Consider the following 23646-nt stretch of genomic DNA (forward strand, 5'->3'; position numbering starts at 1 on the left):
ATGTAACTCGTTGTGCAACTCAACGTCCAGATTTCGTGACGTGCCCCTCACATCGTTGGCGACGGGTGGGACACCGGCAAGGATAGGAGCAGGCGCGCCCCGCCAGTCTCGTCACCAGTCTTGTGATCCAGGAGAGCCCGCATGCAGCCCACCACCCGCCCCGTCGCCGTCGTCGGCGGCAACCGCATCCCGTTCGCCCGCTCCAACACGGTCTACGCCGGGGTCTCCAACCAGGAGATGCTCACCGCCGCCATCGACGGCCTCGTGGACCGGTTCGACCTGCAGGGCGAGCGCGTCGGCGAGGTGGTCGCCGGCGCCGTGCTCAAGCACTCGCGCGACTTCAACCTCACCCGCGAGTGCGTGCTCGGCTCCAAGCTCGCGCCCGAGACCCCTGCGACCGACATCCAGCAGGCCTGCGGCACCGGCCTGCAGGCAGCGATCCAGGTGGCCAACAAGATCGCCCTGGGCGTCATCGACGCCGGCGTCGCCGGCGGCACCGACACGACCTCCGACGCGCCGGTGGCGATCAGCGACAAGCTGCGCAGGAAGCTGATGAAGGTCAACTCCGCCAAGGACGCCGCCAGTCGTCTCAAGGCGCTCGGCGCGATCCGCCCCGGCGACATCGGCCTCGACATCCCCCAGAACGGCGAGCCGCGCACCCGCCTGTCGATGGGTGAGCACGCCGCACTGACCGCGCTCGAGTGGCGCATCGCCCGCGAGGCCCAGGACGAGCTCGCGGCCCGTTCGCACCACAACCTGGCGCGCTCCTACGACGAGGGCTTCCACGACGACCTGATCACGGCGTTCCGCGGCGTCGAGCGCGACAACAACATGCGTCCCGACTCCTCGGTCGAGAAGCTCGCCACCCTCAAGCCGGTCTTCGGCAAGGGCGCGTCGGCCACGATGACGGCCGGCAACAGCACGCCGCTGTCCGACGGCGCGTCGGCAGTGCTGCTCGCGACCGACGAGTGGGCCGAGGAGCGTGGGCTGCCCGTGCTGGCGCACCTGGTCGACGCCGAGACGTCCGCCGTCGACTACGTCAACGGGCACGAGGGCCTGCTGATGGCCCCGGCGTACGCGGTGCCGCGGATGCTCGAGCGCAACGGCCTGACCCTCCAGGACTTCGACTACTACGAGATCCACGAGGCCTTCGCCTCGCAGGTGCTCTCGACACTTGCCGCGTGGGAGGACCCCGTGTTCTGCAAGGAGCGTCTCGGACTGGACGTCCCGCTGGGGTCGATCGACCGCGCGAAGCTCAACGTCAACGGCTCGTCGCTCGCCGCAGCGCACCCGTTCGCCGCCACCGGTGGACGGATCGTCCCGGTCGCGGCCAAGCTGCTGGCGCAGAAGGGCTCGGGTCGTGCCCTCATCTCCATCTGTGCCGCGGGCGGCCAGGGAGTCGTCGCCATCCTGGAGAGGTGAGCCGAGCGCTCACCCGTCCGCGACGATCAGGTGCGGGTGAGCCTGAACCACTCGCCCCGGCCGCCGCCGGGAGCCCGGGTGGGTGCCGCCTTGTCGGTCGAGGCGATGCCCGTCACGGCGGTCACGGACCAGCCGCGGTAGGCCCGCTCGATGTCGCGGCTGACGACCTCTCGTGGCCGCCGCATGGGCCAGGCTCGGCGACCACCCGTGCGGATCAGGACGGTGGCGTCCGGCTCGGCGAGCTCGGTGACACTTCCCGCCATCAGCGTGCGGCCGGCGTCGTCCAGGCTCTGGAAGCAGCCGACGTCGAGGAAGAGGTCGAAGCCGGAGCCGACCCCGGAGTGGACGAGGTGCCGGACGTCCCCGATGACGAACCTGGCGTCCTCGAGACCGTTGCGGCGTACGGCGACATCGACGGCCTGACGGACGTTGTCGACGCCGATCGCGTCCCAGCCGCGGTCGACGAGGAGCTTGGTGTTCGCGCCGCGGCCGCAGCCGAGGTCGATGGCGCGCTTGAGACCGTCCGGCCGGTCGTCCTCCTCGCGGTCGAGGAGGTGCTCGAGGGTGGGCTGGTCCTCTCGGCCCGCCTTCTCCCACGGGATGATCCCGGCGCGGTATGCGGTGGCGTAGCCGATGCCCATATTGAGTTCCTGACCTGCGTGAGACGGAAAGTACCGCTCCCTTGTCACGGTACTCCTCCCCGCAGCCACCTTCGCCGAGCGCCGGTCGGCTCCGGTAGGGTCGGGGCCGATCGACATCCTTTAACGAGCCGTCCGGTGAGGCGGAGAAGGAGGTCCGGCGTGCAGATGCCTGCCCCTGGGACAAGACCCGACACTGGCCCGGAGAGGGCGGATCGCACCGTCCTCGACGCCCGTGACATCTCCCGGGCGCTGACCCGGATCTCCCACGAGCTGCTCGAGCGCAACAAGGGCGCCGACGACCTGGTGCTCCTCGGGCTGCACACCCGCGGCGTGCCGCTGGCCCGCCGGATCGCCGAGCGGATCGCAGCGGTGGAGGGCGCACCCGTCGCGGTGGGCGAGCTCGACGTCACGCTCTACCGCGACGACCTGCGGTCCCAGCCCACGCGGCGTGCCCACAAGACTGCGCTGCCGGCCGGGGGCATCGACCGCAAGGTGGTCGTCCTGGTCGACGACGTCCTCTTCTCCGGCCGCACCATCCGCGCCGCCCTCGACGCCCTCGCCGACCTCGGCCGTCCCTCTGCCGTGCGCCTCGCCGTGCTGGTCGACCGCGGGCACCGCCAGCTGCCGATCCGCGCCGACCACGTCGGCAAGAACCTGCCCAGCGCGCTCGCGGAGCGGGTCAGCGTCCGGCTCACCGAGATCGACGGCACCGACGAGGTGAGCATCTCGTGAAGCACCTGCTCTCCATCGACGACCTCTCCACCGACGAGATCCACGCGCTCTTCGCCACGGCCGCCGACATGCACGACGTGCAGAGCCGGGAGGTCAAGAAGCTGCCCGCGCTGCGCGGACGCACGGTCGTCAACATGTTCTTCGAGGACTCCACGCGCACCCGGTCGTCGTTCGAGATCGCGGGCAAGTGGCTCTCGGCCGATGTCATCAACGTCAGCGCCAAGGGCTCGAGCACCTCCAAGGGCGAGAGCCTCCGCGACACCGTGCTGACTGTCTGCGCGATGGGAGTCGACGGGCTCGTCATCCGGCACCCCGCCAGCGGCGCGGCCGTGCAGGTCAGCGAATGGGTCGACGCCTCGGTGGTCAACGCCGGCGACGGGATGCACGAGCACCCGACCCAGGCCCTGCTCGACGCCTACACCCTGCAACGGCGCCTCGGCTCGCTCGAGGGCCGCCACGTCGCGATCATCGGCGACCTGACGCACAGCCGGGTCTTCCGGTCCAACGTGCAGTGCCTGACCAGGCTCGGCGCGCGCGTCACGGTCGTCGCGCCTCCCACGTTGATGCCGAGCGGGATAGGCGCGTGGTCGGCCTCGGCCGGCTTCGAGACGTCGTACGACGTCGACGCGGTGCTGCCGGACGCGGACGCCGTGATGATGCTGCGGGTGCAGCGCGAGCGGATGTCCGGTGCCTACTTCCCGAGCGCGAGGGAGTACACCGTCGGCTACGGACTGACCCGCAACCGGCTCGCGCTGCTCAAGCCGGACGTACCGATCTGCCACCCCGGGCCGATGAACCGCGGTCTCGAGATCGCCGCCGACGCCGCGGACGCGGCGCAGTCGGTCGTGCTCGAGCAGGTCTCGAGCGGGCTCGCGATCCGGATGGCCGTGCTCTACCACCTGCTCGCCGGAGAGCCCCAAGGAGGGACTGCCTGATGTCGCTGGTGATCAAGGGAGCCTCGCTGCTCGGCGAGGAGACGACGGACCTCTACGTCGACGACAGCGGGTCGTTCGTCGACACAGCCCCGTCGGGCGCCGAGACCATCGACGCCGAGGGCCTCGTCGCCCTGCCCGGTCTCGTCGACCTCCACACGCACCTGCGCGAGCCGGGACGCGAGGACGCCGAGACCATCCTGACCGGCTCGCAGGCCGCGGCCCTGGGCGGCTACACGGCCGTGCTCGCGATGGCCAACACCACCCCGGTGACCGACACCGCCGAGGCCGCGACCCGCGTGTGGGAGCTGGGCCGCGAGGCGGGCCTGGTGCACGTGCAGCCGGTCGGGGCCGTGACGCGCGGTCTCGGGGGCGAGGAGCTCGCCGAGCTCGGGCTCATGCACCGCTCCCGGGCGGGTGTGACCGTGTTCTCCGACGACGGCAAGTGCGTCCACGACGCCCGGGTGATGCGACGCGCCCTGGAGTACGTCAAGGCGTTCGGCGGCGTGGTCTCCCAACACTCCCAGGACCCCACCCTGGCGGGTCCAGCGGCCTGCTGCCACGAGGGCGAGCTCTCCGGCCGGCTCGGCCTCCCGGGATGGCCCGGCATCGCCGAGGAGGTCATCGTCGCGCGCGACGTGATGCTGGCCCGTCACACCGGCTCGCGGGTCCACGTCGCCCACGTGTCGACGGCCGGCTCGGTCGAGGTGCTGCGTTGGGCCAAGGCGCAGGCCAGGCAGGACGGCCACTGGGACGTCACGGCTGAGGTCACGCCACACCACCTGCTGCTCACCACTGACCTGCTGACCGGCTACGACCCGACCTTCAAGGTCAACCCGCCACTGCGGCCGCAGGAGGACGTCGACGCCCTACGCGAGGCGCTGGCCGACGGCACGATCGACGCCGTCGCGACCGACCACGCGCCGCACGCGCGGCACGACAAGGAGCACGCCTTCGTCGATGCGGCATTCGGCATGCTCGGCCTGGAGACGGCCCTGGGCGTGGTCCGCACGGTGATGGAGGACCTCTCGTGGGCCGACATCGCGCGGGTCATGTCGGTCACCCCGGCTCGCATCGCGGGGCTGGGCGGACAGGGCCGGGTGCTGGCACCGGGGTCACCGGCCAACGTCGTCCTCGTCGACCCCGAGGCCGACGTCACCGTGGACCGCGACGCCTCGTCGTCGCTGTCGCGCAACAACCCGTGGCACGGCCGGAGCCTGACCTCGCGCGTGGTGCACACCGTCTACGCCGGTCGGGTGACCGTGCGCGACGGTGCGCTGGTCCAGGCCTGACCCGACCCGCTCAGCTGGTGCGGCGGCGCAGGTCCAGCACGTTGTCCTGACCGCGGTCGCGGACCGTCGTACGGCCTCGGGTGACGGCCACGGAGTTGCGGTCGCCGGTGAGCACGAGCCGGTCGGCGCGGGTCACGGCGAGGAGGTTGTCGGAGCCGGTGATCCGGGTGCGATAGGTCGTGGCGGCGGTGACCGAGTCCGACCCGCGCATGCGCAGGACGTTGAGGGTGCCGGCGCTGAGCGACGACGAGGTGCTGGTGAGCTCGGCGCGCTCGACGAGGCCGGCCACGGTGACCGTCGAGCCGGCCCCGGTGACCGTCAAGGTCTGGATCGACGGGGTGCTCACGCTGTTGCCGGCGCCGACGAGGTGCACGGCGGCGAGCGGCTTGGCGGTCACGGCGTTGCCGGTGCCCTCGAGGATCAGCTCGGTCGCGGCCGGCATCGTGACGGTGGCGTCGTCAGCGGTCACCCTCACCACGCCGCAAGTCCCACCCAGGTCGTAGGCGACGTCGTCCCACGGGAGCACGGTCTCGCGCCCGACCTCGCACTGGACGGGGAGGGCGATCCCGTCGGAGTGGACCGGGGCGGCCATGGCCGCGGCTGTCCCGGTGGTGCCGAGGAGGAGCAGGAGGGTGGCGGTGGTCCGGGACGTGCGCTTCACAAGTGGTCCTCGTCGGCTCGGGAACAGGTACATACCGAGAGTACGCACTCGAGGACCGAAGCGCCGTGGGCCGGGTCACAGCGGCCCATTCCCAGCGGCCCACTCCTAGCGGCCCACTCACACTGGCCGCGTCACGGTTCCGGTCAGGGGATCCCGGTCGGTGAGGCAGTAGACCTGCCCGCCCGGCGCCGTGAGCACGGACCAGAGCGCGTGCTCGGCGCGCAGGGTGGCACCCAGTGCGACGTGGCGTCGTACGTCCGCCGCACGGTCGGCCGATGCGAGGTCGGGATGGGCCCGCACCGGTCCGTCGGCCTCCTCCAGACGCTGGAGGAGGATGCGAGGCCGGCCGTCCTCGACGAGCCGGGCGAACCCCGGCACGGAGCCCTGCTGGAGGTCGCGACCGGTGAGGTCGCGCCAGAAGGCTGTCTCGACGTCCCATGCGCCCGACGGGACGTCGAGGCACACCTGGTCGAGGATCGTCGAGCCGTCGCGCAGGAGGGTCGGCTCGCCTTCCAGCAGCGTCTGGCAGAAGGTGAAGCCGCCGGGCGAACGCATGACCTCGACGTCGTGGTAGGTCCACGCAGTGGTCGCGCCCAGGGAGCGGGCCCGGTCGATGCTCGCCGGGCGGTCGGCCGAGTCGAGGTCGAGGTGGATGCCGGCCGAGCGGTCGACGGCCTGCATCCTGACGTACGCCGGTCCGGCGGGCGGCAGCAGCGTGAGGAACTGCCCGTCCTCGCCGCGGCGCGCCGAGGGCAGCCACCCGGTGACCGCCGACCAGAAGGCCACGGCGTCCTCGAACTCGGCGGCCGGCGTGTCGAGGAAGATCTGGATCCACGCTGCCGGTGAATGGCTCATGCCCCGATCCTGACACCTCGTACAGTCGGGCGATGACCGATGTCCCACAGCTGTTGCACACGGTTCTCGACGCCCGCGACGTCCGGGCTGAGGCGGAGTTCTGGCGCGAGCTGCTGGGGCTGGTCTACCGACCCGGTGACGAGGTGCCGGACGGGCCGGACGACGCCGACTGGCTGGTGCTCACCCGGCCCGATGGGCGGCGCTGCCTGGCGATCCAGGAGGTGGAGTCGCTCCCCGCCAGCCGATGGCCCGAGCCGGGCCACCCGTCGGTGTCCCACCTCGACACCACGGTGCCGACGCGCGCCGCGCTCGACGCCGTCCACGAGCGGGTCATCGCGCTCGGCGGCGAGCTGCGCCTCGACCGCACGGACGACCCCGACGAGCCGCTGCGGGCCTACGCCAGTCCCGAGGGCCACGTCTTCTGCGTCTTCGTGGCGTGAGCCGAGGCGGTCCCTGCCAAGGGCGCCTAGGCCAGGCCGAGCGCCCGGGCCTCCTCCCAGAGGTCCTCGCGCACGCTGGGGTGGGCGGCCTGCTCGATCAGGTTGCGCGCCTGCTCGCGCTCGTCGCGTCCCCACATCCAGGCGACGCCCTGCTCGGTGACGACCGCCCCGTGCTGGAAGGACGTCACCGGCTCGTCGACCAGCGGGACGATCGTCGACACGTCCGCTCGCGGGTGCCAGCTGCGGAGTGCCATGAAGGCCCGGCCGCCGGGTGAGTGGCTCGCCCCCACGGTGAAGTCGGTCTGGCCACCGAAGCCGCTGTAGATGCGTGCCCCGATCCGCGAGGCGTTGGCCTGGTCGAACAGGTCGACCTGGAGCGCGGTGTTGATCGACGTCATCGCGGGCTGACGGGCGATCTCGGCGGGGGAGTTGGTCGTCTCGGTGCGCAGCATCCGCACTCGCGGGTTGTCGTCGACCCAGTCGTAGAGCTCCTGGCTGCCGAACACGAACGACGTACGCACCGGCGTGCCACGGTCCAGCGCACCGGCCTGCTCGAGGGCGAGGACGCCGTCGCTGAACATCTCCGTCCAGATCCGGAGACCACGACGCTCGAGCACCCCGGCGATCGTGGCGTCGGGCACCTCGCCGATGCCCGCCTGCAGCGTGGCGCCGTCACCGATCTCTCGGGCGACGCGCGAGCCGATCAGCCGCGCGTCGTCGCTGGGCGGACGGGCGGTGTGGGTGGCCAGGGGCGCATCGATCTCGACACCGAGGTCGATGTCCTCGACCAGGATCTCCGAGTCGCCGAAGGTCCACGGCATCAGCGGGTTGAGCTGGGCGACGACCAGTGCGCCGCGGGCTCGAGCGGCCTCGATGGCGGCCGGCAGCACGTTGACCTCGAGGCCGAGGGAGACCCGGCCGTCGCGGGGGATCGTGGTGTGCACGACCACGACGTCCGGCACCAGCGGGCCGTGGAAGAGCCGGGGCACCATCGACAGCCGGCAGGGGACGTAGGACAGCCGTGGGTGCCGGCGGAAGCCGGGGCCGACGAAGGTGGTCTCCGGCACGACCCCGTCGTGCAGCGGCAGGTCCGGCTGCGCATTGAGTGCGTGGAGACGGGCCGCAGGAAGCTCGGCCAGCAGGGGACCGAGCAGCGACACCGGTGAGGCGAAGTTGCCGCTGGTCACGATGCGGGGGGTCACCCGTGCGTCGAGCCCTTCGCAGTGCTCGCGGGCGGAACGGACGGCCTGGTCGAGCTCGACGACGCGCATGCCACCAGAGTGTCAGCACCAGCGGCACGATGAATGGGCCATTCGGCCCTCGTGACCCGGGCCGGTGGACCAGGTGGATCCAGGGCCGAGGCGACGCGCGTCCGCGGCGGTCAGGCCCGTCGGTGCACCCGGATGTGGTTGTTGGCACCACGGACCACGACCTTTGTCATGCCCTTGGTCACCACGACCGTGTTGTTGGGCCCGACGACCTTCAGCGAGGGCAGCCGGGTCAGGCGCACCCGGTTGTTGGCGCCGCGCACCACCACCTCGGTCGAGCTGGTCGCCTTCAAGGTGGCGTTGGCCGTCCTGATGAGCACGTCGCCCGTGTGGTCCGCCTTCAGCTCGACGTTGCCGGCGAGCAGCTTCACGCGGCCGATCGTGCCCGCGAAGGTGGCGGAGTCGTTGCCCTCGGACACGGTCACGTCCCCGGCGCTCGGAGCCGTGACACGGCTGTTGCCGCCTCCGAGGTCCACGGTGCCGAGGTGGCCGGTGGCGGTCACGTCGGTGTTGGCGCCGGTCACCGTCAGGCTCGCGGCCGCCGGCATCGTGACCTCGGTGTTGCTGCCCGACACGACGACGTCGACGCAGGTGCCCGTCACGGCCACCGTCTCAACGCTCTGGTCGACGGTGATGGACCCGCCCCCGCAGTCGAGGACCACGTCGGCGTGCGCCGGGGGATTCGCGCCGAGCAGCGCGGCGGAGAGGGTGAGGGAGGTGGCGGCCGCGAGGGCGGCACGGGACAGGGCGGATGTCGTGGAGAGCATGTCGGCGATGCTGCCCCGCCCGAGACCCCGGGAAACCGGACGGCGGGAAAATCGGTTGGGGCGGCGACGGACGGTCCCTACGATGGCCTGATCATGTGGATCCAGGACTGAACCGACTCGCGTCCGCGGCGGCGCCCCAGTGCGCCTCGAGCCCGGCGAGTCCCTTCCTGATCTCGAAGGACGTCCGCATGCCCGGATCCACCACCATCCTCGCCCCGCTCGTCATCGGCGGCCTCTCGGTCACCTACCCCGACCGCTCCGTCCTGACCGGCATCGACCTCGTGGCCCAGCCGGGTCGCCGGATCGGGCTCGTCGGGGAGAACGGCGTGGGCAAGTCGACGCTGCTGCGCGCAGTCGCCGGCAGGCTGCCTGCTCGGGCACGGCTCTCCGGGACCATCCAGGCTCCTGCCGACCTCGTGCTGCTCGGCCAGGAGCCGCCCTTCCGCGACAGTGCCAGCGTCGCCGAGGTCCTCGCGCTCACCCTGGCGCCGTTGCGCACCGCGGTGGCGGACGTCGAGCGGCTGGCCGGGGCGACGGGCACCGCAGAGGGCGACGAGGCGTACGCGCGTGCGCTGGAGCAGGCGCTCACGCACGACGCCTGGGACGCCGACCGGCGCGCGGCCCTCGCGGCCGCCAGGCTCGGGCTGGACGACCTCGACCCCCAGCGGCCGGTGGGCACGCTCTCGGGCGGCCAGCGGACCCGTCTGGCCCTCGCCACGATCATGACGACCCGGCCGACGTGCCTGCTCCTCGACGAGCCCACCAACCATCTAGACGACGACGCGATCGAGGTGCTCACCGCCTTCCTCCGTGACCTGCCGGGCGTCGTGGTGCTGGCGAGCCACGACCGGGTCCTGCTCGACGACGTCTGCACCGACCTCGTCGACCTCGACGCGGGGGAGCTCGGCACCGACGGGAGCGGCGGCCGCCGGTTCGGCGGCGGCTGGAGCGCCTACGAGGCTGCGCGGGCGGACGCGCGGCGGCGGTGGGAGACGACGTACGCCGAGCAGCAGGAGGAGATCGCCCGGCTCCGGGCGGCGACGCGGATCGGCACCGCCGCGATCGCGCACGACCGCGGGCCGACGGACGGCGACAAGTACATCTGCTCCTTCAAGGGCGCTCGGGTGGACCAGACCCTGGCCAGGCGCAAGCGCGACGCCCAGCGGCGGCTCGAGGTGGCCGAGCGCGAGCAGGTGCGCAAGCCGCCACCACCGCTCGCCTTCCGGGGCGACCTGACCACGGCCGCGACCGGGCGACTGGTGCAGGCACGCGACCTGGAGGTCGCCGGCCGGACGCGGCTGGCACGGCTGGACCTGGCGGCGGGGGAGCACCTGCTGCTCACCGGCCCCAACGGCTCCGGCAAGTCGACCCTGCTCGGCGTCCTGTCCGGGCGGCTCCAGCCCACGACCGGCACGGTGGAGGTCACCGCCCGCCGGGTCCGCGAGCTGACCCAGGACCCGCAGGTGGCGGACCCCACGCGCTCCGCCGCCGCGACGTACGACCACGCGGTCCGCGGGCTCCCCGACCCACCGCGGCTCCGGGACCTCGGGCTGCTGCACCCGCGCGACCACTGCACGGCCGTCGGCAGCCTGTCGGTCGGCCAGCGACGACGGCTGGGACTGGCCGTCGCGATCGCGGCCGCACCCGACCTGCTCCTGCTCGACGAGCCCACCAACCACGTCTCGCTCGCCCTGGCCGGCGAGCTGGAAGAGGCCCTGGCGACGGCTCCGGGCGGGGTCCTCCTGGCCTCCCACGACCGGTGGCTGCGGCGCCGGTGGGCCGGTCCGGAGCTCACGCTGACGCCGGTCGGGTGATCGACCGTGCCGTGGACTGGGTGCTCGCCGTGGACGCTGGGACCCCGTCATGGCGGGAGTCGAGCGGCCCGGCGTCCGCTCGAGTCGTGTCGTGGACGCGATGCCGTCCGGAGACCGGTCCGCTGGTAAGGTCGGCGTCGGCTCGAACATCCTTTAACGATCCGTCCCGTGAGGCGGAGAAGGAGGTACGGCGTGGCTCTGCCTGCCCCTGCGATCATGGTCCTCGAGGACGGTCGCACCTTTCGCGGTGAGTCCTTCGGTGCCGAGGGCGAGACCTTCGGCGAAGCAGTCTTCTCGACCGGCATGTCCGGCTACCAGGAGACGCTGACGGACCCCAGCTATCACCGCCAGGTCGTCGTGATGACGGCTCCGCACATCGGCAACACCGGGATGAACGACGAGGACCCGGAGTCCTCGCGCATCTGGGTCGCCGGCTACGTCGTCCGCGATCCTGCGCGCGTGCCGTCCAACTGGCGCAGCGTCCGCGGTCTCGGCGACGAGCTGCGCGACCAGGGCGTCGTCGGCATCTCCGGCGTCGACACCCGCGCCCTGACCCGGCACCTGCGCGAGCGCGGCGCGATGCGCGTCGGCATCTCCACCACCGAGACCGACCCCGGGCGGCTGCTCCAGCGGGTGCTCGAGCACGGCCAGATGGCCGGTGCCAACCTGAGCGAGGCGGTCTCGACCCCCGAGGCGTACGTCGTCGAGGCACAGGGCGAGCGTCGCTTCACCGTGGCGGCGATCGACCTCGGCATCAAGGCCAACACGCCCCGGATGATGAGCGAGCGCGGCATCGAGGTGCACGTGCTGCCGGCGACCTCGACCCTGGAGGAGGTCCAGGCAGTCGGCGCCGACGGGCTGTTCTTCTCCAACGGCCCCGGCGACCCGGCGGCCACCACCGCCCAGGTGGAGCTGCTGCAGGGTGCGCTGCGCTCCGGTCTGCCCTACTTCGGGATCTGCTTCGGCAACCAGCTGTTCGGTCGCGCGCTCGGCTTCGGCACCTACAAGCTGAAGTACGGCCACCGCGGCATCAACCAGCCGGTGATGGACCGCACCACCGGAAAGGTCGAGGTCACCGCCCACAACCACGGCTTCGCCGTCGATGCGCCGCTCGAGGGCAGCACGACGACGGAGTTCGGCGAGGTGACCGTCAGCCACGTCTGCCTCAACGACGACGTCGTCGAGGGCCTCGAGCTGCGCGACGAGCAGGGCGCGCTGAGGAGCTTCTCCGTGCAGTACCACCCCGAGGCTGCCGCCGGGCCGCACGACGCGGCCTACCTCTTCGACCGCTTCGCCGATCTCATGTCCGAGCGGAAGGGGGCCTGACATGCCCAAGCGCACCGACATCCAGTCCGTGATGGTCATCGGCTCCGGGCCGATCATCATCGGCCAGGCCTGCGAGTTCGACTACTCCGGCACCCAGGCGTGCCGGGTGCTGCGCGAGGAGGGCCTGCGGGTCGTCCTGGTCAACTCCAACCCCGCCACGATCATGACCGACCCCGAGTTCGCCGACGCGACCTACGTCGAGCCGATCACGCCGGAGTTCGTCGAGAAGGTCATCGCCAAGGAGCGCCCCGACGCGCTGCTGGCGACCCTCGGCGGGCAGACGGCGCTCAACTGCGCGATGGCCCTCGACAAGGCCGGGGTCCTGGAGAAGTACGGCGTCGAGCTGATCGGCGCGTCCATCGAGGCGATCGAGCGCGGTGAGAACCGCCAGCAGTTCAAGAAGATCGTCGAGCAGCTCGGCGGCGAGAGCGCCCGCAGCGTGATCTGCCACTCGATGGACGACCTCCTCGAGGCCGCTGATGACCTCGGCTACCCGATGGTCGTCCGGCCGTCGTTCACCATGGGCGGCACGGGGTCGGGGATGGCCTACAACGAGGCCGACCTCCGCCGCATCGGCGGCTCCGGCCTGGCCGCGAGCCCGACCACCGAGGTGCTCCTCGAGGAGTCGATCATCGGCTGGAAGGAGTACGAGCTCGAGGTCATGCGCGACAGCGCTGACAACAGCGTGATCGTGTGCTCGATCGAGAACCTCGACCCGATGGGCGTCCACACGGGCGACTCGATCACCGTCGCGCCCGCGATGACGCTCACCGACCGCGAGTACCAGGCCATGCGCGACCTGGCGATCGGCATCATCCGCGCCGTCGGCGTCGACACCGGTGGCTGCAACATCCAGTACGCCGTCAACCCGGCGGACGGGCGGCTGATCGTCATCGAGATGAACCCCCGCGTCTCGCGCTCCTCGGCGCTGGCCTCGAAGGCGACCGGCTTCCCGATCGCCAAGATCGCCGCCAAGGTCGCCATCGGCTACACCCTCGACGAGATCCGCAACGACATCACCGTCCGGGAGGACGGACAGAGCACGCCGGCCTCCTTCGAGCCGACGCTCGACTACGTCGTCGTGAAGGTCCCGCGGTTCGCCTTCGAGAAGTTCCCCGAGGCCGACCCGACGCTGACCACGCACATGAAGTCGGTCGGCGAGGCGATGGCCATCGGCCGCAACTTCACCGAGGCCCTGCAGAAGGCCCTTCGCTCCCTGGAGAGCAAGCACGCGCCCTTCGACTGGCACAAGCACTTCGACGACGAGCTCGCCTCCGCGGAGACGAAGGCCAGGCTGCTCCAGGAGATCAGCGTCCCGCACGACGGGCGCCTCAAGAAGGTGATGGACGCGATCCGCGCCGGAGCCACTCCGGAGGAGATCTTCGAGGCCACGAAGATCGATCCGTGGTTCCTCGACCAGCTGGCGCTCATCAACGAGGTGGCCGTCCAGCTCATCGACGCACCCGAGCTGACCCCCGAGCTGCTGCGCCTGGCCAAGCGGCACGGCTTCTCCGACGAGCAGATCGGCCGGATCCGTGGCCTCAGCGCCGACGTGATCCGCGGCGTCCGGCACGCCCTCGGGATCCGCCCGGTCTTCAAGACGGTCGACACCTGCGCCGCCGAGTTCGCCGCACGCACGCCCTACCACTACTCCTCCTACGACGAGGAGACCGAGGTCGAGCCGCGGGCCGAGGGCAAGGAGGCCGTGATCATCCTCGGCTCCGGGCCCAACCGCATCGGGCAGGGCATCGAGTTCGACTACAGCTGCGTGCACGCCTCCATGGCGCTGGCCGAGGCCGGCTACGAGACGATCATGGTCAACTGCAACCCGGAGACGGTGAGCACCGACTACGACACCTCCGACCGGCTCTACTTCGAGCCGCTGACGCTGGAGGACGTCCTCGAGATCGTCCACGCCGAGCAGAAGGCCGGCCCGATCGCCGGCGTGGTGTGCCAGCTCGGCGGACAGACGCCGCTCGGGCTCGCGCAGGGCCTCGCCGACGCGGGGGTCGAGATCGTCGGCACCTCGCCGGAGTCGATCCACCTCGCCGAGGAGCGGGGAGCGTTCGGCCGGGTCCTCGCCGACGCCGGCCTGCCGGCGCCCAAGCACGGCACCGCGACGTCGTACCCCCAAGCCCAGCGGATCGCCCACGAGATCGGCTACCCGGTCCTCGTGCGCCCGTCGTACGTCCTGGGCGGACGCGGCATGGAGATCGTCTACGACGACGCCGCGCTCGAGGCCTACCTCGAGAAGTACGTCGCCAACGGGCTGATCAACGAGCGCCAGCCGGTGCTGGTGGACCGCTTCCTCGACGACGCGGTCGAGATCGACGTGGACGCCATCTTCGACGGCGAGGAGCTCTTCCTCGGCGGCGTGATGGAGCACATCGAGGAGGCCGGCATCCACTCGGGCGACTCGTCCTGCGCCCTCCCCCCGATCACGCTCGGGCGCGAGGAGATCGACCGGATCCGGCGCTCCACCGAGGCGATCGCCCGCGGGCTCGACGTCCGGGGGCTGCTCAACATCCAGTTCGCCCTGGCCTCCGACGTGCTCTACGTCCTCGAGGCCAACCCGCGTGCCTCGCGGACGGTGCCGTTCGTGTCGAAGGCGACGGCGACCCCACTGGCCAAGGCGGCCGCCCGGGTGATGCTGGGCGAGTCGATCGCCGACCTGCGTACTGCGGGCGTGCTGCCCGCTGTCGGCGACGGCGGCCACCTGCCCGACGGCTCGCCGATCGCGGTCAAGGAGGCGGTCCTGCCCTTCGACCGGTTCAAGACCGCCGACGGCCGCACGGTCGACGCGCTGCTCGGCCCGGAGATGCGCTCGACCGGCGAGGTGATGGGCTTCGACGCCTTCTTCGGCACCGCGTTCGCGAAGGCGCAGGCCGCGGCCTACGGCTCCCTCCCGCTGTCGGGCCGGGTCTTCGTCTCGGTCGCCAACCGCGACAAGCGGCACATGATCTTCCCGGTCAAGCAGATCGCCGACATGGGCTTCGAGATCCTCGCGACCGCCGGCACCGCCGAGGTCCTGCGGCGCAACGGCGTCCGGGCCACCGTCGTGCGCAAGCAGTCCGAGGGCGAGGGCCCTGACGGCGAGCCGACGATCGTCGGGCGCATCTGGGCACGCGAGGTGGACCTGGTCATCAACACACCGCACGGCGCCACCAGCGGCGGCTCGCCCCGCATGGACGGCTACGACATCCGCACCGCGGCCGTGGCCACCGACATCCCCTGCATCACGACCATCCAGGGTCTGGGAGCCGCCGTGCAGGGGCTCGAGGCGATGCGCCGCGGCGACATCGGCGTCCGGTCGCTGCAGGACTGGGCCCGGCTGACGACCGGCGACGGCGGGACCGCCTGAGCCGGTGAAGCCGTACGACGTCGTCTTCGAGCAGGCCCTGACCCGGGTGGACCCCGAACGCATCCACCACGCGGCGTTCCGTGCCATCCGGGCAGCCACACCCGTGACGAGCCGGCTCGTCCGCACGCCGCTCGAGCGGCGAGCCGGGGCGACCTCCCACGTGAACGCGATGGGCCTGGCCTTCCCGCACCCGCTCGGCCTGGCCGCGGGGTTCGACAAGAACGCCGTCGGCATCGACGGGCTGGCGGCCCTCGGATTCGGGCACGTGGAGGTCGGCACGGTCACGGGGGAGGCGCAGCCGGGCAACCCCCAGCCGCGGCTGTTCCGGCTCACCGCGGACCGCGCGATCGTCAACCGGATGGGCTTCAACAACGACGGCGCCGAGGTCGTGGCGCGGCGGCTTGCCGCTTGGCGGGCCGCGGGCGGCGGCTCCATCCTCGGAGTCAACATCGGCAAGACCAAGGTCGTGCCCGAGGAGGAGGCCGTCCGCGACTACGAGAAGTCGGCCGGCCTGCTCGCACCCCACGCCGACTACCTCGTCGTCAACGTCTCCTCACCCAACACGCCCGGCCTGCGCGACCTGCAGGCGGTGGAGAAGCTCGAGCCCCTGCTCGCCGCCGTACGACGACGCGCCGACGAGGTGCGGCCCAACCACCGCGTGCCGCTGCTGGTGAAGATCGCGCCCGACCTCAGCGACGACGACGTGGTCGCGGTGGCCGACCTCGCGCTCGCCAGTGGGCTGGACGGGATCATCGCCACCAACACGACGATCAGCCGCGACGGGCTCGCCAGTCCGCGTGCCGAGGTGGAGCGGATCGGCGCCGGAGGCCTCAGCGGGCGTCCGCTCACCGACAGGTCCGAGGACGTGGTCCGCCTGCTGCGCGAGCGCGTCGGACCCGACCTGACCATTGTCGGCGTCGGGGGCATCACCACGGTCGACGACGCGCGCCGGCGCCTCGCGGCCGGGGCAGACCTGCTCCAGGGCTACACCGCGTTCGTCTACGAGGGTCCGCTGTGGCCGCGGCGCATCGTGCGGGGACTCGCCCGTGGTCAGTGATGTGCATGCCTGAGGCGCGTGCCCCCGTGCACGTCGACGGCGAGGTCGTCGCCAGCAAGCGCATCGGGGGCTACCGTCACCTGACCCTCACGGCGCCGGGAGTGCCCGAACGCTTCCGCGCAGGGAACTTCGTGGCGGTGAGCGTGGCGGGCCACGTCACGCGCCGGACCCTCTGGGTGCACCGGGTCCGCGCCTCCAGCGCCTTCGGCCCGACGCTCGACGTCGTGGTCGAGGCCCGGGGGAGTGGCACCGCCTGGCTGACCGCCCAGCCTGTCGGCGCGAAGGTCGCGATCACCGGACCGCTGGGTCGGGCGTTCGCCCTGCCCAAGGAGGCGGTCTCCTGCCTGCTCGTGGGCGAGGGCTACGCCGCAGCACCGCTGTTCCCCCTCGCCGAGCGACTGCGCGAGCGCGGCTGCGCGGTCTCGCTCGTGGTGTCCGCGCCCGACGAGGCGCGGCTGCTCTCCGCGCTGGAGGCGCGGCGGTCCGCCCGCTCCGTCACCGTCCTCACCGCAGACGGGTCGGTCGGCCAGCGCGGCACCGTGGGCGACCACGTCGACGACCTCGTACGTCGCAGCGAGGCCGATGTCGTCTACGCAGCGGGCCCCAGTCACGTGCTGCGCGCCGCTGCAGGTGCCGCCGAGCGCGTGGGTGCCTGGAGCCAGGTGGCGGTCGAGACCTCGATGCCGTGCGGCACGGGCCTCTGCCACGGCTGCCCCCTCCCGGTCGTGGGGGAGGACGGCGTGGACCGCGTCGTCCGGGCCTGCACCGAGGGTCCCGTCGTGCGGGGTGACCGCGTCCGGTGGGACGACCTGTGACAAACCCACGGAGGACCACCCCGATGAGCGCGTGGCTGCCCGGGCCGGTCCTGGTCGCCGCCGGCTGCGGCGGCACCGGGCGCGAGCTCGAGCCGTACGCCGGTCCCGCAGGCCTCGAGGGCCTCGACTTCGTGACCCGCTCGATCACCCTCGACGCCCGGCAGGGCGGACCCGGTCCGCGGCTGGTCGAGGTCCCCGGCGGGGTCGTCAACGCCGTGGGGCTGCCCAACCCCGGGCTCGAGCACTTCCTGGCCACCGAGCTCCCGTGGCTGGTGCGGGCCGGTGCGCGGGTCATCGTCTCCATCGCCGGCTCGACGATGGGCGAGTACGCCGACCTGGCGCGCCGCCTGAGCCGGGCGCCGGGCGTGGCCGGCCTCGAGGTCAACGTCGGGGCACCGGACGAGGTGGGTCTCGGGCTCTTCGAGGTCCGCGAGCCCTACCACTCGGCCAGCGTGATCGCCGCCGTGCGCCGCGAGTTCCCGGCCGACCGGCCCGTGCTGGCCAAGCTCCGCCCCGACGTCTCCCGAGTCGTCGAGGGCGCCCGCTCGTGCCACGAGGCCGGCGCCACCGCGATCGTGATCGGCAACGCCGTCCCCGCCGCCTTCCCCGACGGGAGGGCCGGAGGACTCAGCGGTCCGGCGATCGCCCCGATCGCCCTCAGGTGCGTCGCGGCTGTCCACCAGGCCCTGCCCGACCTCCCCACGATCGGCTGCGGAGGCGTACGCGACCTCGCATCGGCTCGCTCCTACCTCACCGCTGGCGCGACGGCCGTCCAGGTCGGCACCGCCCTGCTCCACGACCCGACCACCGTGGCCCGGCTGCGGGCCGAGCTCGACCCGACTCGCCACCCATCGACCCCCACACCGTCCGAGGAGGACGCATGACGCCGTTCGGCACCCGGCTGGCCCACGCGATCGAGGAGCGCGGGCGCTTCTGCGTCGGCATCGACCCGCACGCAGCCCTCCTGCAGGAGTGGGGGCTCGGCGACGACGTCGCGTCGCTGGAGCGGTTCGCCCTCACCGTGGTGGAGGCCGTGGCGCCGGTGGTCAGCGTGGTGAAGCCGCAGAGCGCCTTCTACGAGCGGTTCGGCAGCCGGGGCATCGCCGTCCTCGAGCGCGTCATCGCCGAGTCGCGGGCCGCCGGTGCGCTGGTGCTGCTCGACGTGAAGCGGGGCGACATCGGCTCCACCAGCCAGGCCTACGCCGACGCCTACCTCGACCCGGCCTCCCCGCTCGCCTCGGACGCGGTCACCGCCAGCCCCTTCCTCGGCTTCGGGTCGCTCGACCCGATGATCGAGGCCTGCCGGCGCCACGGCGGCGGCCTGTTCGTCCTGGCGCTCACCTCCAACAAGGAGGGCCCGGAGGTCCAGCACGCGCGCACCGCCGACGGCACCGTGGCGGGCAACGTGCTCGACCACCTCCGCCGGCTCAACGACGGCGCCGCGCCGGTGGGCTCGTTCGGGGCCGTCGTCGGCGCCACCATCGGCTCCACCGCGGAGGACCTCGACATCAACGGCCCCTTCCTCGTGCCCGGTTACGGCGCCCAGGGCGGCACCACGGAGGACATGCGCCGGATCTTCGGTGCCGCCGCGCGCTGGGCGCTGCCCAGCTCGTCGCGCGAGGTGCTGCGCGCCGGGCCGGACCGCACGGCACTGCGGGACGCGGCGGTGCGCGGCAACGAGGCCGTGCACGGGTTGGGCGCGTGAGGCTGGCCGCCCTGCTCCTGCTGGTCCCCCTTGCTGTGGGGTGCTCCGGGGACCCCCAGGCCGACTACTGCGACGGGGTCGAGGAGCACCAGCGGGAGCTGAGCGACGTCGCGGCGTCGGAGGACCCCGGCGCGATCTTCGACGCGCTCGACACCTACGACGACCTGCGCGAGGAGGCTCCGCGTGACATCGCAGACGACTGGGACGCGGTGATCGACCCGCTGCGGCGGCTCGAGGAGGTGCTGGCCGACAACGGCGTCGACCCGTCGTCGTACGCCGCGGACGAGCCCCCGGCCGACCTCGACGACGAGGGCCGCGAGGCCGTCGAGGCCGCCGCCCGGGACGTCGGCTCCGAGCAGACGGTGACCGCGATGGCGGCGGTCGAGCAGCACGCCCTCGACGTGTGCGGGACGCCCCTCTCGCGCTAGGTCGTACGTCGCTGACTGTTCACCACGGTATGTCGTCCAACCCGCACTTCCCCGGGTCAATTGAACGCGGGAAGTGCCGGTTGACCTGCATACCTTGATGAACAGACGCCGGGGCGCGGCCGAAGTGGCCGGTGCAATTGCCTGCCCCGACGGGACCTGACTAGATTGAGCCGGACCACCGCCGGACCGACCCCTTAAGGACAGCTTTCGTGGCCTTGCCCCCTCTGACGCCCGAGCAGCGCCAGGCAGCCCTCGACAAGGCTGCGGCCTCCCGACGCGAGCGGGCCGAGGTGAAGAACCGCCTCAAGAACTCCGGTGGCTCGATCCTCGACGTCCTCGAGGAGGGCCGGACCAACGAGGTCATCGGCAAGATGCGCGTGGTCGAGCTCCTCCAGTCGGTCCCGGGCCTTGGCCGCGTGCGCGCGCGCCAGGTCATGCAGCGGCTCGGCATCGCCGAGAGCCGCCGCGTCCGCGGCCTGGGCGTGAAGCAGGTCGCTGCGCTCGAGCGCGAGTTCGGCCCCGACGCGCCGTGATCGAGTCCGGGTCCTCCGACTCTGCCGCCAGTCCTCCTCGCCGCTCCCGCCTGATCGTCCTCGCCGGCCCGACGGCCGTGGGAAAGGGCACCGTGGCCGCCGACGTACGCCGTCGGCACCCCGAGGTCTGGATCTCCGTCTCCGCGACCACCCGCGCGCCGCGCCCGGGTGAGGAGAACGGCGTCCACTACTGGTTCGTCTCCAACGAGGAGTTCGACGCGATGATCGAGAGGGGCGACCTCCTGGAGTGGGCGGTCGTCCACCAGGCGGCCCGCTACGGCACGCCGCGCGGTCCCGTCGACCTCGCGCTGGCGTCCGGGCACCCGGCGATGCTCGAGATCGACCTCCAGGGCGCGCGCCAGGTGCGCGAGACGATGCCCGAGGCTTTGTTCGTCTTCCTCAAACCACCGTCCTGGGACGAGCTCGTACGCAGGCTCGTCGGGCGCGGCACCGAGAGCGAGGCCGAGCGGGAGCGCCGGCTCGAGACCGCGCGGGCCGAGCTGGCCGCCGAGAGCGAGTTCGACGTGACCATCGTCAACCACGAAGTTCACGCTGCAGCCGAGCAGTTGGTAGCCTTGATGGTTGGACCCGTTTCCACCCGATCTGACTAGCGAGGCACATCCACCGTGGCTTCTCCCACCATCGCCGCCGAGGGCGTCACCAATCCCTCGATCGACGACCTGCTCAGCAAGACCGACAGCAAGTACAAGCTGGTGCTCTACAGCGCCCAGCGCGCCCGCCAGATCAACGCCTACTATTCCCAGCTCGGCGAGGGCCTCCTCGAGTACGTCGGCCCGCTCGTCGACACCCACGTGCAGGAGAAGCCGCTCTCGATCGCGCTCCGCGAGATCAACGACGACCTCCTGACCTGCGAGGACATCGACCCCGCCGCCGAGGCTGCTGCCGCTGAGGCCGCTGCCGGCGACGCCCCGGAGTGACGCGAGCCTCGCGGTGACCTCACGGTCTCGCACGGAGGAGCCGCAACAGTCGCGCAGGGTCGTCCTGGGGGTCTCGGGCGGGATCGCCGCCTACAAGGCGTGCGAGCTGCTGCGCCGGTTCAGCGAGTCGGGGCACGACGTCACCGTCGTGCCCACGGCTGCTGCTCTGGAGTTCGTCGGCGCCCCGACGTGGGCCGCGCTGTCGGGCAAGCCGGTGGCCACGGACGTGTGGACCGACGTCCACGCGGTGCCCCACGTCCAGATCGGCCAGCGCGCCGACGTGGTCGTGGTCGCCCCCGCGACCGGCGACCTGCTGGCCAAGGCCGCCCACGGGCTGGCCGACGACCTGCTCACCAACACTCTTCTCACCGCCCGGTGCCCGGTGGTGTTCGCCCCCGCGATGCACACCGAGATGTGGGAGCACCCCGCCACCCAGGCCAACGTGGCCACCCTGCGCCAGCGGGGCGCGGTCGTCATCGAGCCGGCCGAGGGCCGGCTCACCGGCGCCGACACCGGCAAGGGTCGCCTCCCCGACCCCGTCGAGATCTTCGAGCTGGTGCTGTCCGTCCTCGACCGCGGCACCGCCTCCCAGGACGTCGCCTCCCAGGACCTTGCCGGCCGCAAGGTCGTGGTGTCGGCCGGGGGCACCCGCGAGTACCTCGACCCGGTGCGGTTCCTCGGCAACCGGTCCTCGGGCCTGCAGGGCTACGCCCTCGCCCGGGCGGCCGCCTCGCGCGGCGCGCACGTGACCCTCGTCAGCGCCAACGTGTCGCTGCCCGACCCCGCCGGCGCGAGCGTCGTACGGGTCGAGACGACCGCGCAGCTGCGGGAGGCGGTGGTGGCGGCCACCGCGACCGCCGACGCGGTCGTCATGGCCGCGGCTCCGGCTGACTTCCGGCCGACCACTGTCAGCGACGACAAGATCAAGAAGGCCGAGGACGGGTCGGCGCCCCCGATCGAGCTCGCCCAGAACCCCGACATCCTCGCCGAGATCTCCCGCGAGCGGGCCCGCGAGGGAGCCGTGATCGTCGGCTTCGCCGCGGAGACCGGGGACGCGACGGGGTCGGTGCTCGAGCTGGGCCGCGCCAAGCTCGCGCGCAAGGGCTGCAACCTGCTGGTCGTCAACGACGTCAGCGGGGGAGCCGTCTTCGGCAGTCTCGACAACGAGGCGGTCATCCTGGGCGCCGACGGCGCAGTCGTCGAGGTGCCCCGCGGCAGCAAGACCGCACTGGCCCACGTGATCTGGGACGAGGTCGCCCGGCGATTCGCCGAGTGAGACACGCGTCCCGGGTGCTGGGCAGCAGGTACGTTCATTCCAACCGTTCCACACAAGAATTGAGTACGACGTGGCTGGACGCCTCTTCACTTCCGAGTCCGTGACCGAGGGTCACCCGGACAAGATCGCCGACCGCATCAGCGACTCGGTGCTCGACCACCTCATGGCCACCGACCCCGACCGGGAGAACCTGCGCGTGGCGGTGGAGACACTGCTGACCACCGGCCTGGTGGTGGTGGCCGGTGAGGTCCGCACCGGCGCCTACGCCCCGGTCGCCGACATCGTCCGCAAGGCGATCCTCGAGATCGGCTACGACTCCTCCGACAAGGGCTTCGACGGCCACACCTGCGGAGTGCAGGTCGCGATCGGGGCGCAGTCGTCCGACATCGCGGCCGGGGTCGACGCGGGCCACGAGTCCCGTGTCGGCGACTCCGAGGACGAGCTCGACAAGCGCGGCGCGGGCGACCAGGGCCTGATGTTCGGCTACGCCTGCGACGACACGCCCGAGCTCATGCCGCTCCCGATCACCATCGCCCAGCGGCTCGCCCAGCGCCTGTCGCAGGTCCGCAAGGAGGGCGTCCTCGCCTACCTGCGGCCCGACGGCAAGACCCAGGTCACCATCGAGTACGACGAGGACGACCGCCCGGTGCGCATCGACACCGTGGTCCTCTCGACCCAGCACAACCCCGAGGTGGAGCACGCGCAGCTCGAGGCCGACATCAAGCAGCACGTGATCGACCCGGTGCTCGCGGGCTTCGACCTGCCCTCCGACGGCTACCGGATGCTGGTCAACCCGACCGGCACCTTCGTCATCGGCGGCCCGATGGGCGACGCCGGCCTGACCGGCCGCAAGATCATCGTCGACACCTACGGCGGCATGGCGAGGCACGGCGGCGGTGCCTTCTCGGGCAAGGACCCCTCCAAGGTGGACCGCTCCGCGGCCTACGCGATGCGCTGGGTCGCCAAGAACGTCGTGGCCGCCGGCCTGGCCCGTCGCTGCGAGGCCCAGGTGGCCTACGCGATCGGGAAGGCTGCCCCGGTGGGCGTCTTCATCGAGACCTTCGGCACCGGTGTCGTCACGGACCAGGAGATCCAGGACGCCGTCCTCGAGGTCTTCGACCTCCGCCCGGCCGCGATCATCCGCGACCTCGACCTGCTCCGCCCGATCTACGCTCAGACCTCGGCCTACGGCCACTTCGGTCGCGAGCTCCCCGACTTCACATGGGAGAACACCGACCGGGCCGAGAAGCTGAGGGCCGCCGCGGGGATCTGAGCCGCTGCGCCCTGCTTGTCGGATTCCCCGCGTACGCGGGGAATCCGTCATCTCCAGGGGGTTGCAACGGCCTGGAAGTGCCAGTTTCCCGCCATCGGGTTGGGCTGTCG

23 protein-coding genes are annotated in these 23646 nt (G+C 72.0%); 18 read left to right on the forward strand and 5 right to left on the reverse strand.

From position 1 onward, the window contains the following. Window positions 1-141: 141 nt before the first annotated feature. Window positions 142-1422, forward strand: a complete 1281-nt coding sequence (locus tag J3P44_RS07745; RefSeq protein WP_255889712.1) for an acetyl-CoA C-acetyltransferase — start codon at window positions 142-144, stop codon at window positions 1420-1422. 26 nt (window positions 1423-1448) lie between these two features. Here the strand turns inward: J3P44_RS07745 and J3P44_RS07750 are convergent, their stop codons facing one another. After that, window positions 1449-2063 carry a class I SAM-dependent methyltransferase gene (locus J3P44_RS07750; protein WP_255889713.1) on the reverse strand — a complete coding sequence of 205 codons (615 nt, stop codon included), beginning with the start codon at window positions 2061-2063 and terminating at the stop codon, window positions 1449-1451. A 165-nt stretch (window positions 2064-2228) separates the two neighbouring features. Between J3P44_RS07750 and pyrR the strand changes: the two genes are divergently transcribed. From pyrR to J3P44_RS07765, 3 genes are read left to right on the forward strand one after another with little or no spacing between them, the layout of a single operon-like run. Then, window positions 2229-2795 (forward strand): bifunctional pyr operon transcriptional regulator/uracil phosphoribosyltransferase PyrR, encoded by a 567-nt coding sequence (gene pyrR / locus J3P44_RS07755; protein WP_255890019.1) that lies wholly within the window; start codon window positions 2229-2231, stop codon window positions 2793-2795. Further along, a complete protein-coding gene (locus J3P44_RS07760) occupies window positions 2792-3730 on the forward strand; it encodes an aspartate carbamoyltransferase catalytic subunit (RefSeq protein WP_255889715.1) in 939 nt (312 codons plus the stop codon). Before pyrR ends, J3P44_RS07760 begins: the two co-directional genes overlap by 4 nt. Further along, entirely contained in the window at window positions 3730-5019 is a 1290-nt protein-coding gene (locus tag J3P44_RS07765) for a dihydroorotase (protein ID WP_255889717.1), read from the forward strand. The genes J3P44_RS07760 and J3P44_RS07765 overlap by 1 nt, the downstream gene beginning before the upstream one ends. A gap of 10 nt (window positions 5020-5029) precedes the next feature. Here J3P44_RS07765 and J3P44_RS25435 read toward each other — a convergent pair whose 3' ends face one another. Together J3P44_RS25435 and J3P44_RS07775 are read right to left on the reverse strand one after the other, a co-directional pair. Further along, complete coding sequence (locus J3P44_RS25435) at window positions 5030-5680, reverse strand: DUF3060 domain-containing protein (protein ID WP_255889720.1); 651 nt, start codon at window positions 5678-5680, stop codon at window positions 5030-5032. A 117-nt stretch (window positions 5681-5797) separates the two neighbouring features. Continuing rightward, the gene (locus J3P44_RS07775; protein ID WP_255889722.1) at window positions 5798-6535 is read right to left on the reverse strand and encodes a VOC family protein; all 738 of its coding nucleotides are present in this window, start codon (window positions 6533-6535) and stop codon (window positions 5798-5800) included. Between the two features lie 32 nt (window positions 6536-6567). Here J3P44_RS07775 and J3P44_RS07780 point away from each other — a divergent pair, with 32 nt between their 5' ends. Next, on the forward strand, window positions 6568-6975 hold the full coding sequence (locus J3P44_RS07780; RefSeq protein WP_255889723.1) for a VOC family protein: 408 nt from the start codon (window positions 6568-6570) through the stop codon (window positions 6973-6975). Between the two features lie 26 nt (window positions 6976-7001). Here J3P44_RS07780 and J3P44_RS07785 read toward each other — a convergent pair whose 3' ends face one another. Next, window positions 7002-8246 (reverse strand): acetyl-CoA hydrolase/transferase family protein, encoded by a 1245-nt coding sequence (locus J3P44_RS07785; protein ID WP_255889724.1) that lies wholly within the window; start codon window positions 8244-8246, stop codon window positions 7002-7004. A gap of 110 nt (window positions 8247-8356) precedes the next feature. Continuing rightward, window positions 8357-9010 carry a DUF3060 domain-containing protein gene (locus J3P44_RS07790; protein WP_255889725.1) on the reverse strand — a complete coding sequence of 218 codons (654 nt, stop codon included), beginning with the start codon at window positions 9008-9010 and terminating at the stop codon, window positions 8357-8359. 188 nt (window positions 9011-9198) lie between these two features. On the opposite strand from J3P44_RS07790, the gene J3P44_RS07795 reads away from it, so the two are divergent. The 13 genes from J3P44_RS07795 (at window position 9199) to metK (ending at window position 23536) form a co-directional block, all read left to right on the forward strand. Beyond that, window positions 9199-10824 (forward strand): ABC-F family ATP-binding cassette domain-containing protein, encoded by a 1626-nt coding sequence (locus J3P44_RS07795; protein ID WP_255889728.1) that lies wholly within the window; start codon window positions 9199-9201, stop codon window positions 10822-10824. A gap of 216 nt (window positions 10825-11040) precedes the next feature. Beyond that, window positions 11041-12150: a glutamine-hydrolyzing carbamoyl-phosphate synthase small subunit gene (gene carA, locus J3P44_RS07800; protein ID WP_255890020.1), complete on the forward strand. Its 1110-nt coding sequence runs from the start codon at window positions 11041-11043 to the stop codon at window positions 12148-12150. Between the two features lies 1 nt (window position 12151). Beyond that, window positions 12152-15511 carry a carbamoyl-phosphate synthase large subunit gene (gene carB, locus J3P44_RS07805; RefSeq protein WP_255889729.1) on the forward strand — a complete coding sequence of 1120 codons (3360 nt, stop codon included), beginning with the start codon at window positions 12152-12154 and terminating at the stop codon, window positions 15509-15511. A 4-nt stretch (window positions 15512-15515) separates the two neighbouring features. After that, the gene (locus tag J3P44_RS07810; protein WP_255889730.1) at window positions 15516-16568 is read left to right on the forward strand and encodes a quinone-dependent dihydroorotate dehydrogenase; all 1053 of its coding nucleotides are present in this window, start codon (window positions 15516-15518) and stop codon (window positions 16566-16568) included. Window positions 16569-16573: 5 nt separating this feature from the next. After that, the gene (locus J3P44_RS07815) at window positions 16574-17383 is read left to right on the forward strand and encodes an iron-sulfur cluster-binding protein (RefSeq protein ID WP_255889731.1); all 810 of its coding nucleotides are present in this window, start codon (window positions 16574-16576) and stop codon (window positions 17381-17383) included. Between the two features lie 23 nt (window positions 17384-17406). Beyond that, a complete protein-coding gene (locus J3P44_RS07820; protein ID WP_255889732.1) occupies window positions 17407-18267 on the forward strand; it encodes a beta/alpha barrel domain-containing protein in 861 nt (286 codons plus the stop codon). Beyond that, complete coding sequence (gene pyrF / locus J3P44_RS07825; protein WP_255889733.1) at window positions 18264-19088, forward strand: orotidine-5'-phosphate decarboxylase; 825 nt, start codon at window positions 18264-18266, stop codon at window positions 19086-19088. The genes J3P44_RS07820 and pyrF overlap by 4 nt, the downstream gene beginning before the upstream one ends. Further along, window positions 19085-19516, forward strand: coding sequence for a hypothetical protein (locus J3P44_RS07830; protein WP_255889735.1), 432 nt, complete (start codon window positions 19085-19087; stop codon window positions 19514-19516). The genes pyrF and J3P44_RS07830 overlap by 4 nt, the downstream gene beginning before the upstream one ends. A 209-nt stretch (window positions 19517-19725) precedes the next feature. Beyond that, entirely contained in the window at window positions 19726-20049 is a 324-nt protein-coding gene (mihF, locus tag J3P44_RS07835; protein WP_255889736.1) for an integration host factor, actinobacterial type, read from the forward strand. Further along, the gene (gene gmk / locus J3P44_RS07840; RefSeq protein ID WP_255889737.1) at window positions 20046-20660 is read left to right on the forward strand and encodes a guanylate kinase; all 615 of its coding nucleotides are present in this window, start codon (window positions 20046-20048) and stop codon (window positions 20658-20660) included. The genes mihF and gmk overlap by 4 nt, the downstream gene beginning before the upstream one ends. A 15-nt stretch (window positions 20661-20675) precedes the next feature. Then, complete coding sequence (gene rpoZ, locus J3P44_RS07845; RefSeq protein ID WP_255889738.1) at window positions 20676-20987, forward strand: DNA-directed RNA polymerase subunit omega; 312 nt, start codon at window positions 20676-20678, stop codon at window positions 20985-20987. Window positions 20988-21000: 13 nt separating this feature from the next. Next, window positions 21001-22263: a bifunctional phosphopantothenoylcysteine decarboxylase/phosphopantothenate--cysteine ligase CoaBC gene (coaBC, locus tag J3P44_RS07850; RefSeq protein ID WP_255889739.1), complete on the forward strand. Its 1263-nt coding sequence runs from the start codon at window positions 21001-21003 to the stop codon at window positions 22261-22263. A gap of 70 nt (window positions 22264-22333) precedes the next feature. After that, on the forward strand, window positions 22334-23536 hold the full coding sequence (gene metK, locus J3P44_RS07855; protein WP_255889740.1) for a methionine adenosyltransferase: 1203 nt from the start codon (window positions 22334-22336) through the stop codon (window positions 23534-23536). Window positions 23537-23646 lie beyond the last annotated feature (110 nt).

It is taken from the genome of Nocardioides astragali (genome assembly GCF_024436375.1).
GTDB classification, from domain to species: Bacteria; Actinomycetota; Actinomycetes; order Propionibacteriales; family Nocardioidaceae; genus Nocardioides; species Nocardioides astragali.